13 protein-coding genes are annotated in these 13048 nt (G+C 68.3%); 3 read left to right on the top strand and 10 right to left on the bottom strand.

Annotated features, from left to right (window positions below; translation table 11 throughout):
- Window positions 1–32: 32 nt before the first annotated feature.
- Window positions 33–200, bottom strand: coding sequence for a hypothetical protein (locus RM543_RS15725; protein ID WP_311693271.1), 168 nt, complete (start codon window positions 198–200; stop codon window positions 33–35).
- Between the two features lie 9 nt (window positions 201–209).
- Complete coding sequence (locus RM543_RS15720) at window positions 210–1619, bottom strand: DUF2927 domain-containing protein (RefSeq protein ID WP_311693269.1); 1410 nt, start codon at window positions 1617–1619, stop codon at window positions 210–212.
- Window positions 1620–1952: 333 nt separating this feature from the next.
- On the opposite strand from RM543_RS15720, the gene RM543_RS15715 reads away from it, so the two are divergent.
- A complete protein-coding gene (locus RM543_RS15715) occupies window positions 1953–2906 on the top strand; it encodes a DMT family transporter (RefSeq protein ID WP_311693267.1) in 954 nt (317 codons plus the stop codon).
- A gap of 28 nt (window positions 2907–2934) precedes the next feature.
- Here RM543_RS15715 and RM543_RS15710 read toward each other — a convergent pair whose 3' ends face one another.
- The 4 genes from RM543_RS15710 to RM543_RS15695 all read right to left on the bottom strand — a co-directional run bounded on the left by RM543_RS15710 (window position 2935) and on the right by RM543_RS15695 (window position 7066).
- Window positions 2935–4041, bottom strand: a complete 1107-nt coding sequence (locus tag RM543_RS15710; RefSeq protein WP_311693265.1) for a histidine kinase dimerization/phosphoacceptor domain -containing protein — start codon at window positions 4039–4041, stop codon at window positions 2935–2937.
- Window positions 4042–4130: 89 nt separating this feature from the next.
- Window positions 4131–5564: a protein adenylyltransferase SelO gene (locus RM543_RS15705; protein ID WP_311693263.1), complete on the bottom strand. Its 1434-nt coding sequence runs from the start codon at window positions 5562–5564 to the stop codon at window positions 4131–4133.
- Between the two features lie 114 nt (window positions 5565–5678).
- Window positions 5679–6125 carry a GNAT family N-acetyltransferase gene (locus RM543_RS15700; protein WP_311693261.1) on the bottom strand — a complete coding sequence of 149 codons (447 nt, stop codon included), beginning with the start codon at window positions 6123–6125 and terminating at the stop codon, window positions 5679–5681.
- A 5-nt stretch (window positions 6126–6130) separates the two neighbouring features.
- Window positions 6131–7066 (bottom strand): nucleoside hydrolase, encoded by a 936-nt coding sequence (locus RM543_RS15695; RefSeq protein ID WP_311693259.1) that lies wholly within the window; start codon window positions 7064–7066, stop codon window positions 6131–6133.
- 105 nt (window positions 7067–7171) lie between these two features.
- Here RM543_RS15695 and RM543_RS15690 point away from each other — a divergent pair, with 105 nt between their 5' ends.
- Complete coding sequence (locus RM543_RS15690; protein WP_311693257.1) at window positions 7172–8026, top strand: endonuclease/exonuclease/phosphatase family protein; 855 nt, start codon at window positions 7172–7174, stop codon at window positions 8024–8026.
- Window positions 8027–8030: 4 nt separating this feature from the next.
- Here the strand turns inward: RM543_RS15690 and RM543_RS15685 are convergent, their stop codons facing one another.
- From RM543_RS15685 to RM543_RS15670, 4 genes are all read right to left on the bottom strand, one after another.
- Window positions 8031–8372 (bottom strand): hypothetical protein, encoded by a 342-nt coding sequence (locus RM543_RS15685; RefSeq protein WP_311693255.1) that lies wholly within the window; start codon window positions 8370–8372, stop codon window positions 8031–8033.
- Window position 8373: 1 nt separating this feature from the next.
- On the bottom strand, window positions 8374–9222 hold the full coding sequence (locus RM543_RS15680; RefSeq protein WP_311693253.1) for a hypothetical protein: 849 nt from the start codon (window positions 9220–9222) through the stop codon (window positions 8374–8376).
- 174 nt (window positions 9223–9396) lie between these two features.
- Window positions 9397–10800 carry a type I glutamate--ammonia ligase gene (gene glnA, locus RM543_RS15675; protein ID WP_311693251.1) on the bottom strand — a complete coding sequence of 468 codons (1404 nt, stop codon included), beginning with the start codon at window positions 10798–10800 and terminating at the stop codon, window positions 9397–9399.
- A gap of 104 nt (window positions 10801–10904) precedes the next feature.
- On the bottom strand, window positions 10905–11243 hold the full coding sequence (locus RM543_RS15670) for a P-II family nitrogen regulator (RefSeq protein ID WP_311693249.1): 339 nt from the start codon (window positions 11241–11243) through the stop codon (window positions 10905–10907).
- Between the two features lie 142 nt (window positions 11244–11385).
- Between RM543_RS15670 and RM543_RS15665 the strand changes: the two genes are divergently transcribed.
- Window positions 11386–12981, top strand: coding sequence for an NAD(P)H-hydrate dehydratase (locus tag RM543_RS15665; RefSeq protein ID WP_311693247.1), 1596 nt, complete (start codon window positions 11386–11388; stop codon window positions 12979–12981).
- Window positions 12982–13048: the final 67 nt, after the last annotated feature.

Genomic DNA, 13048 nt, shown 5'->3' with positions numbered 1-13048 from the left:
CGGGCGTCATGTTCGCCCGCGCCCGGCTTCGCTCAACTCAGGATGAGGCGCAGGATCGTCAGCGCGAGGAGCGCGGTGATGCCGAAGGCGATGCCGAAGCCGGCCGCGTATTGCGCGATATCGAGCCCCTTGCCGCCGCGCTTCTTCGCCAGAACGCCGCCCCATACGGCGCCGATGACGCCGGCCAGTAGTGTAATCATGCTTGGTCTTTATCCCTGCGGGCCACGAACCGTCAGCGGCTCGCCCGGATTGAGTGTCGAAATCTCCAGAAGCCGTGCGCGGACCTCGCCGTCCGGCCCGAAGCCGTAGCGCGCCCAGCCGAGCGCATCGCTGCGCAGCGCCGCCGCGCGGGCCGCCTGGCCCTTAGCATCGAGCGCCTCCGCCTTGATCAGCATGAGCGTGGAGAGAAGGGCCGCGTTCTCCGCCGCGGCGACGGCGGGCAGGCTCTCGTCCACCATGTCGATGGCCGTGTCGGGCCGGCCGGCGGAGAGCGAATACGCGGCGAGCTGCATCGCGACATGCGCCGCCTGGATCGCGGTTTCGGGGCGCGAGCGGTAGATCGCGGAACTCTCGAGGAAGGCAGCCAGAGCAAGCTCCGGCTCCGAGTTCAGCGACAAACGGCCGAGGGCGTAGAGCGAGTAGGCCCGCCGCGAGTCGGTCCAGCGATTGGCATCGGCGATGGCGACGGCGCGCTTGGCGGCGGCGGAGCGGGCGCGGGGGCTCGTCCGCGGCCCGACAGCGCGTTCGATCTGTTCGGTCCATTCCCGCGGCGTCTCGCTCTCGAGGCGCCCCACAGGGCGGTTCCCGGCGGGGTTCAGTCGGGCAAGGATGGCAGGGAGGCGCGCGGCGACCTGCTCCCGGCTCATCCCGTTCGCGAGGGCCGGATCGTAATACGCCTTGAGGATCAGCATGTCGAAACCGGTCAGGACGGTATGGAAGTTGTCGTCGTTGAAGACCGATTCAGGCAGGCGGTAGAGATCGTTGAGGGGGCCGAGGGCCTGCGCGATCTCCTCGTGCAGACAGTCGCGGGTTTCCTGCGGGCTGACATCGCCGGGCAGGAAGACGGCCGCGCGTTCCCGCCGCTCAAGCGTGGTCCAGTCGACGCTCTGGCCGCGCCTGTCGGCCTTGAACTCCGCCCAGCTCGACACCCGCGGGACGACGAAACAGGCCGCTTGCGGAACGTAGCGCTGGAGTTCCTTGCGGGAGAGGACCTGCACCACGATGTTCGGCGTCTCGCCCGCGCCAGCGAAGCGGATGTCGAGCCCCGCCTCGTTGCGGAAGCGGGAGACGAGGCGGGTCAGATCGCCGGTCAGGCTTGCAGGGGCCGAGCCGCGCACGCCGATGGTCACCGGACCCTCAAAGCGGGTCAGGCGGGGCAGGGCGCGCCCGCTCTCCATCTTGAAGGACAGCTCAAGGAAATCGGCCGCGATCTGGGCATTGGGCCGGACGCTGCCTTGGGCCTTGGTCTGTCCGAAGGTTTTCATCGCCGGAAGCTGCAGGGTCGGAACGACCCGCCGCTCGGCCACATTGCTTGCCTGCGGCGCACAGGAGATGAGCGTGAGTGCGGCGGTCGCGGCGACGAGAGGACGGCGGAGGAGGGAGATCAGGCGGCGGCTCACGCGGCGGCCGCCAAATCGAAGCGGAGGACGCCCGAAGTGCCTGCGGATACGCCCCAGCCGTGGATCCCGTCGCTAGCCCGCCGGCCCCTGCGCCATGCCGCGGTGTCGTCGGGCCGGGCCGGACGGATCTCGAGGGCGGGCTCGTGGGACATCTTGGTGAGACTCGCAGGCAAGGTGCGTGGGTGTGGTCACGCTAGCGGTCCCTGCAGCTCAGGTGAACCGTGACCCTTTCGCGCGGGATGAACAATGTGTGAGGCGTGGCCGGGGCGCGACGGTCCCGCCCCCATGCGCGCCATCTTGACACGGGCCCCCGCGCGGGAAATGCCATGGCGCATGACAGCCTCTTCGAAATTTGCCGCGGCGCCGCGGGGTGCGGCCGGGTCCGGACCGTCCGAAATGGACCTCTCCGGGGCGGGGATGCTTGTCGCCTTCTCCGTGCTTCTCGGCTTCAACCAGGTGCTCATCGCGGTGGTGAACGAGGGCATCCAGCCGATCTTCGCCGCCGGCCTGCGCTCCCTCGGCGCGGGGCTTCTCCTGATCCTGTGGATGCGGCTAAGGCACGGTCCCGTGCATTTGCCAAAGGGCACGAGGGCCGCCGGGGTCCTGATCGCGATGTGCTTCACCGTCGAGTTCGTCGGGCTCTACATCGCGCTCGATCTGACCACCGTCTCGCGGACCTCGGTGATCTTCTACTCCATGCCGCTCTGGCTCGCGGTCTTCTCCCACCTGTTCCTGCCGGGGCAGCGGCTCGGTGCGCCGCAATGGGCCGGGATCGGCCTTGCCTTCTGCGGCGTCGTTGTGGCGTTGACGTCGCGCGGGGACGGGAGCGGGGGCGGGGAGGCATCCCTCCTCGGCGATCTTTGCGCTCTCGTCGGGGCGCTCGGCTGGTCCGGGATCGCGCTTTGCGCTCGCGGAACCGCCCTCGTGCGGGTGCCGCCCCACACCCAGCTTCTCTACCAACTCGGCATTTCCGCGCCCATCCTGCTGGCGATCTCGCCGCTCTTCGGGCCTGTGCTGCGCGACCCGGACCCCCTGCACTGGGCGGGCCTCGGCGTGCAGGCGAGCTTCATCGCCTTCGGCGCCTATCTCTTCTGGCTCTGGATCCTGACGCGATATCGGGCCGCCCAGGTCGCGGCCTTCTCGTTCCTGTCACCGATTTTCGGGGCGGGTCTCGGCTGGGCGCTTCTCGGAGAAGAGCTCGGCCCTTCTCTCGGCGCGGCACTTGTCCTTGTCTGCGCCGGCCTCATCCTCATCAACCGTCCCGCCAGACGGCCCGCTCCGCTCTGAGGACGACGTCCGAGGCGGCCGGGGGGCCTCAGGCTTCGTCTCCGCTCTCCTGGGCGGGCAGCGTCAGGCGAAACTGGACGCCGTGTTCGGAGGGGATGCGGGTGAGGACGCCGCCGGCCTGACCGGCCGACGCTTCCATGATGGATAGCCCGAGCCCGCCCGATTTCGCCGCGCCGTCCGGGATTCCCACGCCGTCGTCACCGAGGTCGAGCAGGTAGTCGGGCCCTTCGTACCTGCCGTAAAGCCGGATCGTCCCGCCCTTGCCGTCCGGAAACGCGTGCTTCACCGAGTTGGTAACGAACTCGTTCACCAGCATGGCGACGCCCGAGGCGCGGCCGGCAAAGAGCTCGAACGGCTCCAGCTCGACGCTCAGCGAGACGCGGTAGGGCAGCTGACCCTCTGTCAGGCGGGCGACGCGGTGCAGGAACGCCTTGAGATCCACGCGATTGTAGGAGGCGGAGAGATGGAGCTGGTCGTGCAGGAGGGAGATGGACCCCACCCGCCGCTCGGCCTGTTCCAGCGCCGCCTTCGCTTCCTGTCCCTTCACCCGGCGCGCCTGCATCCGCAGGAATGCACCGACCATCTGCAGGGAATTCTTCACCCGGTGGTCGATTTCGCTGGCCAGGATACGCTGAGTGTCCATCGCCGAAAGGAGCTGGATCTGTGCGTCCACCTCGCGGCCAAGGGCGACGAGCGCTTCGCGCTGCATTTCGGTCAGCGTATGTGGTTCATGCCCGAGCACGCAAAGCGAGCCGAGCGCGACACCGGCGGGAGAATGGATGGGCGTGCCGGCATAGAAGCGCACGAACGGCTCGCCGGTGCAGATCCCGTTGTTCTTCGTCCGGTCGTCTTCGAGCGTGTCGTGGATCTCCAGCAGGCCCCCTTTGGCGATGGTGTGGACGCAGATCGCTTGGTCGAGCGGAGTTCCGTCCAGATCGGTGCCGTAGGAGGCCTTGAAGTCCTGCCGGTTGGCCTCGAGGATCGTGACCAGCCCGATGGGCACCTCGCAGATACGCGCGGCGAGCCATGCGAGGCGCTCGAAATGCTCGTTGGTGGAAGACGACATCGGCAGCGCGCGCAGCTCGGATTGCCGCTCGCTGTGCTCCGTCGTCCAGGTCTTGGAGTTAAGCGGCATCAGCCCCGTCTAGATTCGTGCGTCCGGATATGCCGACCTGTGCGTAGAGGCGGCTGTCGCGACGGAATACCCTTGTTTTGCAGCGCGGATCAAGTGCCACAGAATGTCGTGGTCACGACCTCGCCCTCTTGGGGCGGCCGGCGGAGGTCACGGGTTCCGGAAGGCGGGTCGAACGGGCGTCCGAGGGCGGCGGCCAGGCGCCGGGCGGGCGCCGTGTCGCCGGCGACGGCTGCTTGGATCGCCTCCTCGATGCGATGGTTGCGCGGGATCAGCGCAGGGTTCGCGGCAAGAAGCCGGCCCTCCGCCCCCTCCGCGCCGCCATGACGCGCAAGCCTTTCGCGCCACTCCGTCTCCCACGCTCCATAAGCGTCCCGGTCGGACACGTGATCCGCCGCGTCGCCTTCGCCAAGGGCCCGGAAGGTCAGCGTCATGTCCGAGCCGCCCTTCGCCATCAGGGTCAGCAGCCGCCCGGCGAGGTCCACATCCGCCTCCTCCTCGCCCAGGAGGCCGAGCTTGCGGCGGAAGACCCGGGCCCATTCGGACTGAAAGGCGGGCGGATAGGCGTCCATCGCGGCTTGCGCATCCTCGAGGGAACCGCCCTCTTCCTCGATCAGTGGCAGAAGACAGGTCGCAAGCTGCGCGAGGTTCCAGGCGAGGATCTCCGGCTGCTTGTTGTAGGCGTAGCGGCTATGTTGATCGATCGAGGAGAACACCTTGTTCGGCACGTAGGTGTCGAGAAAGGCGCATGGACCGAAGTCGATCGTCTCGCCCGAGATGGAGGTGTTGTCGGTGTTCATCACGCCGTGGACGAACCCGACCCCCATCCAGTCCGCGACGAGCCGCGCCTGCGCCCGGACGACGCCGTTAAGCAGCCCGAGCGCTCCCTCGGCCTCGGGGTAGTGCCGCGCGCGGGCATGATCGGCGAGCGCGCGCAGGGCCTCGATATCCTGCCGCGCGGCGAAGAACTGGAACGTGCCGACGCGGATATGGGAGGAGGCGACGCGGGTGAGGACGGCGCCCGGCAGGACCGTCTCCCGCATGACGTTCTGGCCCGTGGAAACTGCCGCGAGAGCGCGGGTCGTCGGAATGCCGAGGGCGGCCATGGCTTCGCTGACGATGTACTCCCGGATCACCGGCCCGACCCAGGCCCGACCGTCGCCCATCCGCGAATAGGGCGTCGGGCCGGATCCCTTGAGCTGGATATCCCGCCGCTGTCCCGCGCGGTCGACGATCTCGCCGAGGAGCAGCGCACGGCCATCGCCGAGCTGCGGGTTGAAGCCGCCGAACTGATGCCCGGCATAGACCTGTGCGAGCGGACGGGCGCCCTCGGGGACGGTATTCCCGGCAAGGAGCGCGACACCGTCGTCGGACGCCAACGCCTCGGCGTCCAGTCCCAGCTCGCCGGCGAGCGTCTCGTTCAGGAGCATCAGGCGCGGCTCGGCGACGGTCGACGGCTCCAGGCGGGTGTAGAACCGCTCGGGCAGGTCGGCATAGGTGCTCTCAAGGGGAATGTGCAGTGTCATGGGAGGCAGGTAGGGCGGAACCGGGGCGTTGCACAGGGGGTGAGGGTGCAAGAGCGCATGCGCACCGACAGGCATGCGCCGACCCGCCCGGGATGCAGCGCGCCTTTTCCGTCTCTAGAGCCGCCGCACCAGCCTCAGGGCGCCCTCTTCAGACCGGAAGCCGAGGCGATTCCAGTCCAGCGCCTCTCGCGATCCCTCGGTCGCGGCGATCGCCAGTGACACGAGGCCAGCCTCCTTCAGCGCCGGTATGAGGGCCGCCAGCGCCTCGGTGTCCATCCCCCGGCCTCGGACGGCCTTGCGGATGTAGAGCTCGTCGAAGCGGCCCGAGATGCCGCCCCAGCGCAGGGACCAGCCGAAGGACAGCGCGGCATAGCCGACCGGCGCATTCTTCGGACCGACGAGATAGACCGCACCATGGGGCGAGCCATCCAGAAGCGGGGAAAGAGAGCCCGCCCGACTCTCCTCGTCGCCCTTGACGCCCAGCTCTTCGTGATGGGCCGCAACCATGGGAAGCAGGCGCGCCAGATCGTCCGGGCCGCCCAGGTGAAGACGGGTTGTCATGTCGCTCAGAGTCGCCCGATACGCTCGGTGAGGAGGGAGAAGAAACCGTCCGCGTCGAGCCCGCCGATGAAGGTCGCATTGGCCTTCCGGTCAGTGACGCCCCACCAGTCCGCCACCGTCATTCCGCGCGTGAAGCGCCCTTCCGTCTCGATCTCGACGTTGATCTCGCGGCCGGTGAAGAGGTCGGGCTTCAGCAGGTAGGCGATCACGCAAGGGTCATGCAGCGGGCCGCCGTCGCCGCCGTATTTCTTGACGTCGAACCGTTCGTAGAAGTCGAGCCATCCGCAGGCCGCCTCCGCCACCGGCGTGCCGAGGGCCCGGATCGCGTCCAGCCGGGTGCGGTCGATCAGCGCCTTGTGGGTCAGGTCGAGCGGCAGGACGGTGATCGGGATGCCGGACGAAAAGACGATCTCGGCGGCTTCGGGATCCACGTAGATGTTGAACTCCGCCGTGGGGGTGATGTTGCCCACCTCGAAATAGGCCCCGCCCATCAGGACAATGCCGCCAATCCGCGCGGCGATGTCCGGCGCGCGCGTCAGGGCCGTCGCGACGTTCGTCAGCGGGCCGAGGGCGCAGATGGTGATCTCGCCGGGCGCGCCCTCCCGCACCAGCCGGATGATGGCGTCGACGCCATGTTCCTCGGCCAGCGGCATCGTCGGATCGGGCAGGTCGGTGCCGTCGAGGCCGGTCTTGCCGTGGACGTGCTCCGCCGTCACCAGCGGCTGGGACAGCGGTGCGTCGCAGCCGGCATGGACAGCGATGTCGCGCCGATTGGCCAGCTCGCAGACCTTGCGCGCGTTCACCGCCGTCAGCGGCAGGGGGACATTGCCCGCAACCGCCGTCACGGCGAGCAGGTCGAGTTCGGGGCTGCCGAGGGCGAGCAGGATGGCGACGGCGTCGTCCTGCCCGGGATCGGTGTCTATGATGATTTTCCGCGTCATGACCGAGACATGACCGGCGGCGCTCAGCTTGTCCAGATGGCGGGGGCTTTCGGACCGGCTCCAGTCCCGTCAGGATCGCTCTGACCGAAAGATCCCGGAGGGCATATGGCACTGATCTGGACATTCGTTGCCGGCCTCGGAGGGCTGGCGCTGGCGGGCAGCTTCCTCGGCGCGCTGCACCCGGCCGGGGATTCGCTGGCCGTCTTTCGCCTCTGGATCGCCGGCGCGCTCGCGTTGTGGCTCCTGCTCGGCACGGGTCTTGGCCTGTGCAGATGGACCTGGCTGATCCTGCCGGCCGTGGCGATCCTGCCCGTGCTCTGGGCCTACGGCGCGCCGGAGGGCGGGGGCGAGCGGACGATCTACCAGAAGAACATGCTGTTCCGGCCGAAGGATCTCGGCCCGCTCGAGGCGGACATCCGCAGCGCGGGGTCCGACATCGTCATGCTGCAGGAGGTGTCCGACGCGAACCAGCCGATCCTCGGCGCCCTGTCGGACATGCTGCCTTCGCAGACCTTCTGCCCGGGCCCGTCGGTGGGCGGCGTCGCCGTACTGTCGCGCTGGCCGAAGATCGACGGCACGGAGGTTTGCGCCAGCGGATTCGCGGCGATGCGGGTGCGAAGCCCGGACGGACCGCTCTGGCTCGTCTCCGTTCATCTCAGCTGGCCATGGCCGAGGGCGCAGGCGGCTCAGGTCCGGCGTTTCGAAGATCGCCTGAGCATGCTCGACGGGCCGGTGGTGATGGCCGGAGACTTCAACATGGTCCGGTGGTCGGCGGCGGTCAGACGCCTGGCGCGTGCGAGCCGGACGGCGCCGGCCGGCCGAGCGCGGGGAAGCTTCAGGCTCGCGGATGCCGTGCCGATCGCGATCGACAACGTTCTGATCCCGAGGGGGGAGCGCGGGGCGAGCGAGCTCAGGGGCCTTTTCGGCTCGGACCACAGGGGGCTCGTGGTGCGTTACTGACGCGTCAGATCAGGCCGAATGCGAGAAGCGTGGCGGTGAATAGAAGGGAGCCGATGGCGAGGGCCGGCACCAGCGCGAGGAGGAACACCAGAATCAGCGCCAGCGGCAGGTTGGTCTCGCTGTCCTCGTTCCGGATGCGCTTCAGAAGCCAGGCTCCGATGGCCGGGTTGCGCCGCTTCACCTGGCGCGTCACCAGAAGCGCCTGGGCCCTGCGGGCGCGCGCCCGCTCGCCGTAGCTCACAGGTGCCGGGGCGGGCGGCGCCTCCTCCCGGCCGGTAAAGGCGAGCGCGTCGGGGGAGGAGCTGGAGAAGTACATGTCGATGGAATCGGAGTTGCCGGCCTGCATGTTACGCCGCCTTTTCACTGGGTAAGGGAATGTCCCCTGAAGGGGGCATGACGGGACCGCCGTCCCGCAGGGTCAGGGACAGGTTCAGCGTCCCGTCGGCCTGTCGTGCGACCTCGATGCGCTCGCCCGTGGCAACGCCGAAGACGGGGGGCACGTCGTTGCCGCAGCGAAGGTGCGTCACGAGCGCGTAGGCCCGCTCCGCCATCCAGCAGAGCGGCGCCGTGCTCGGCTCGAACCGAATCGCGTGGCCGCAGATCTGCGCCGCGCCCTCGAGGTCGAACCCGACCCGGTCCGGCGGGCCCTCTGCCTCGGGGGCCAGCGGCCGGGGATGCAGGTAGACCGGCAGTGGATAGAGCATGTCCACGGCGCAGAGGAACCGGTTCGCCGAGAAGAACTGGTTCGACTGGGACCAGAAGATCGCCTCCGCCTCTCCCGAGGAGGCCAGCCAACCGGTGCAGACATGAAGCACGCTGAGCATGGTGTCGAAGGCGTCGGCCGAGGGCAGGTGCGGTAAGGCGCCGTAGGGGCCGCTGACCACGCGGATCGTCAGGGCAACGCCTTCCGCCGCGGCCCAGTCCGCCCAGGGCTCGCCGATCACGTCCGGCAGGCGCGAGGTCAGGGCGGCGGCGGTGCGGCAGGAGGGCAGAGGGCCGGCTTCGGAGGAGAGGATGACATGCAGCTCGCCAGCGTCGAGGACCACCCCGTCGGGGGCCTCCACGCGAGAGAAGACCAGCTCCGAGGCGGCGAATGTCTGGTTGAGCGCATCCGCCAGGACACGCGCGTCGAGCGCGGCGACACGCTTTGCCAGCAGCGCTGCGAAAATACTCGCGGAATAGGACGGATCACCCATGACAATTCACCGTAAGGAGGTGCGCCCGTCCTACCTTGCGCGCAATCACGACTATTTTAGGGCACCGCGCTGTACATTTCGCAGATTCCGGGAGCCGACATGAAAACGGGGCGCCGAAGCGCCCCGTTCCTGCCTTTCGGATGGTCCCCGTTCGAGCGGGGCGCCATGCCGCGATCAGCAGCTGTAGTACATCTTGAATTCGACCGGGTGCGGCGTGTGTTCGAATTCGTAGATCTCTTCCCACTTGAGCGCCATGTAGCCGGCGATCTGGTCTTCGGTGAAGACGTCGCCCTGGGTGAGGAAGCCCATGTCGGCCTCCAGTTCCTCGAGCGCTTCGCGCAGCGACGCGCAGACCGTCGGGATGCCGGCGAGTTCTTCGGCGGGCAGGTCGTAGAGGTCCTTGTCCATCGCTTCGCCCGGGTGGATCTTGTTCTTGATCCCGTCGAGGCCGGCCAGAAGCAGGGCCGAGAAGCAGAGGTAGGGGTTCGCGGCCGGGTCGGGGAAGCGGGCCTCGACGCGCTTGGCCTTCGGGCTTTCCGCCCACGGGATCCGCACGCAGCCGGACCGGTTCCGGGCCGAGTAGGCGCGCAGGACCGGCGCCTCGAAGCCCGGGATCAGACGCTTGTAGGAGTTCGTGGTCGGGTTGGTGAAGGCGTTCAGGGCCTTGGCGTGCTTCAGGATGCCGCCGATGTACCAGAGCGCCTCGTCGGACAGGTCGGCATACTTGTCGCCGGCGAAGAGCGGCGCGCCGTCCTTCCAGATCGACATGTTGACGTGCATCCCGGTGCCGTTGTCGCCGGAGATCGGCTTCGGCATGAACGTCGCGGACTTGCCGTAGGCATGGGCGACGTTGTGGATGATGTACTTGTACTTCTGGATCTCGTCGGCCTGCTTAGTCAGCGAGCCGAAGATGAGGCCCAGCTCGTGCTGACAGGACGCCACCTCGTGGTGGTGCTTGTCGACCTTCATGCCGATGCGCTTCATCGTGGACAGCATCTCGGAGCGAAGGTCCACCGCGTCATCCACCGGGTTCACCGGGAAGTAGCCGCCCTTGACACCGGGCCGATGGCCCATGTTGCCCATCTCGAACTCGCTGTCGGTGTTCCAGGACCCGTCGGCCGCGTCGACCTCGTAGGACACCTTGTTCATGCCGACCTGGAAACGGACATTGTCGAACAGGAAGAACTCGGCCTCGGGGCCGAAGAACGCCTGGTCGCCGATGCCGCTCTCGCGCAGGTACGCCTCGGCGCGCTCCGCGGTGCCGCGCGGGTCGCGGTCGTACACCTCGCCGGTGTCGGGCTCGACCACGGTGCAGTGCAGGCACAGGGTCTTCTCGGCGTAGAAGGGGTCGATGTAGCCGCTGTCGAGGCTGGGCATCAACTTCATGTCGGACTGGTCGATGGACTTCCAGCCGGCGATCGAGGAGCCGTCGAACATGAAGCCTTCCTCGAGGAAGTCTTCGTCGACCTGGTCGGACATCACCGTGACGTGCTGCAGCTTGCCGCGCGGGTCGGTGAAGCGGATATCGACGTACTCGACGTCCTCATCCTTGATTCGCTTGAGAACTTCGTTGGTCATGGACCGTGTTTCCTTCCTTGATCGTGATCGCGTTTGGTGGGGCCGCCGGAGCATGTGCTTCCCGACCTGCCCGCGCGGCGTGGCGCGAGCGGTCGGGCCGCGGCTCAGATTGCGTCTTCGCCGTGCTCGCCGGTCCGGATGCGGATCGCCTGCTCGACGGGGCTGACGAAAATCTTGCCGTCCCCGATCTTGTCGGTCTTCGCTGCGGTGCAGATCGTCTCGATCGCCTGCTCCACCTGAGCTTCGGCAAGGACGATCTCGATCTTCACCTTCGGCAGGAAGTCGACGACATATTCGGCGCCGCGATAGAGCTCGGTATGACCCTTCTGGCGGCCGAACCCCTTCACCTCGATGACGCTCAGACCCTGTACGCCCATTTCCTGGAGCGCGTCCTTCACATCGTCGAGCTTGAAGGGTTTGATGATGGCCTCGATCTTTTTCATGATTGTGGCCGACTCCCTTTCCTGTCCCGGTTCGCGAGAGACCATCAACGCCGGTAAGGGGCAATTCAAGAGGCAACGCCGTGCGGCCGCGATATGGGCGAATGATGCCTCATGCCCAAGATACGATCAGGGCGCACAATAAATGAGCAGCGTGGAAATTCATCAGATGCGCGATTGTCCGACATCCGCCCAGATGGGCGCCATCGAAACGAGCGCCATGAAGGACGGCGTTACCACGGGAGCGGAAATGATGCGGCGCGCCGGTCGCGCCTTGGCCAGGGCCGCGCTCGAGGCGTCCGGCGCAGGGCCGGGGGACCGCGCGCTGGTCCTCTGCGGGCCCGGAAACAATGGCGGTGACGGCTATGTCGCCGCCAGCGCCCTCCGCGAAGCGGGGCTCGATGTGCAGGTCTCTGCGCTCGGCGATCCTCGCAACCTTCGCGGGGACGCGGCACTCTTTGTCGAGGAATGGGGCGAGGCAATCGCTCCGCTCGATCCAGAGGCGCTGGGGCAGGGGCCGCGCCCCGCCCTGATGATCGACGCGGTCTTCGGCACGGGCCTCTCCCGCCCGGTTCCGGATGTACTTCCGAAAGCTTTCGCCGCGATCCGGTCCGCTCCCGGGGCAGGGCCGCTCACGATCGTCGCCGCCGACATCCCCTCCGGCATCCAGTCGGATACGGGCGCGCTTCTGGCGCCCGGCGGCGCCGAAGAGGTCCTCGCCGCGGATCTAACGATCGCCTTTCACGCCGCCAAGCCCGGCCATTTCCTCGAGCAGGGCCCAGCGCTCTGCGGCACCCTCGAGATCGCCTCGATCGGCCTTTCGCAGGACGATCGCACACCGCCTCTGACCGAACCACATGAGGGCGACATCACGCGCCTCGTCGCGCCGGGTGCCGCGGAGGCCGCGAAGTGGCTGGCCGGGTGGGCCCGCCCGGAGCCCGGTGGCCACAAGTTCTCCCGCGGCCACGTCCTCGTTCTCGGCGGCGGTCCGGGCAAGGGCGGGGCCGCCCGCATGGCTGCGAGGGCGGCGCTGCGCACCGGCGCCGGCCTCGTCACGCTCGGGGTGCCGGCGGATGCGATCACCGAGAATGCCGCCCGCCTCGACGCGATCATGCTCTCGGTGGTCGAGACCGCGGACGACCTTGGCGGCATGCTGGAGGACGACAGGCTTTCCGCCCTCGTCCTTGGTCCCGGGCTGGGCATCGGGGAGCGTACGCGGGCGATGGTCCGCGTGAGCCTCGATGCCAGGCGCGCCACGATCCTCGACGCGGACGCGTTGACCTCGTTCGCGGATCATCCCGAGGAGCTCTTCGACCGGCTCCACGAAGACGCGATTCTCACCCCGCACGAGGGCGAATTCGCCCGGCTCTTCCCCGACCTCGGGCTGAAGTCCCGCGACATGTCCAAGATCGACGCCGCCCGGCGCGCGGCTGACCGGGCGGGCTGCGTCATCCTGCTGAAGGGGGCGGCCACGATCGTCGCCTCACCGGGCGGCGCCGCATCGCTTCATCCCGGCCTCTACGAGCGGGACACGCGCTGGCTCGCCACCGCCGGCGCAGGGGATACGCTCTGCGGCATTCTCGCCGGCCTTGCGGCCCACGCGCCGGACGGGCGGCTTCACGGCGCCGCCGAGTGCGCCACCTCGATCCACGCCGAAGCCGCCCGCAGCTTCGGTCCGGGCCTCATCGCCGAGGACATACCGGACCGGATCCCCGACCTCTATCGCGCCCACGGCCTGTAGCGGCGGCGGACGCGACGTGTTTCTCCATCGAGCGGCCGGCACCCATGGCGTCCACCGACGCCACCGG

The organism is Tropicimonas omnivorans (assembly GCF_031846565.1).
In the GTDB taxonomy this organism is placed as follows: Bacteria; Pseudomonadota; Alphaproteobacteria; order Rhodobacterales; family Rhodobacteraceae; genus Tropicimonas_B; species Tropicimonas_B omnivorans.
The sequence above is the reverse complement of the archived record's forward strand: the minus strand, read 5'-3'. Positions and strand labels throughout refer to the sequence as shown.

Bases quoted from the DNA above. Each gene is read 5' to 3' on its own strand.
- RM543_RS15690 (WP_311693257.1), top strand. From the start codon at position 7,172: ATGGCACTGATCTGGACATTCGTTGCCGGCCTCGGAGGGCTGGCGCTG.
- RM543_RS15665 (WP_311693247.1), top strand. From the start codon at position 11,386: ATGAGCAGCGTGGAAATTCATCAGATGCGCGATTGTCCGACATCCGCC.
- RM543_RS15700 (WP_311693261.1), bottom strand. From the start codon at position 6,125: ATGACAACCCGTCTTCACCTGGGCGGCCCGGACGATCTGGCGCGCCTG.
- RM543_RS15680 (WP_311693253.1), bottom strand. From the start codon at position 9,222: ATGGGTGATCCGTCCTATTCCGCGAGTATTTTCGCAGCGCTGCTGGCA.
- glnA (WP_311693251.1), bottom strand. From the start codon at position 10,800: ATGACCAACGAAGTTCTCAAGCGAATCAAGGATGAGGACGTCGAGTAC.
- RM543_RS15710 (WP_311693265.1), bottom strand. From the start codon at position 4,041: ATGCCGCTTAACTCCAAGACCTGGACGACGGAGCACAGCGAGCGGCAA.
- RM543_RS15705 (WP_311693263.1), bottom strand. From the start codon at position 5,564: ATGACACTGCACATTCCCCTTGAGAGCACCTATGCCGACCTGCCCGAG.
- RM543_RS15715 (WP_311693267.1), top strand. From the start codon at position 1,953: ATGACAGCCTCTTCGAAATTTGCCGCGGCGCCGCGGGGTGCGGCCGGG.
- RM543_RS15670 (WP_311693249.1), bottom strand. From the start codon at position 11,243: ATGAAAAAGATCGAGGCCATCATCAAACCCTTCAAGCTCGACGATGTG.
- RM543_RS15725 (WP_311693271.1), bottom strand. From the start codon at position 200: ATGATTACACTACTGGCCGGCGTCATCGGCGCCGTATGGGGCGGCGTT.
- RM543_RS15685 (WP_311693255.1), bottom strand. From the start codon at position 8,372: ATGCAGGCCGGCAACTCCGATTCCATCGACATGTACTTCTCCAGCTCC.
- RM543_RS15695 (WP_311693259.1), bottom strand. From the start codon at position 7,066: ATGACGCGGAAAATCATCATAGACACCGATCCCGGGCAGGACGACGCC.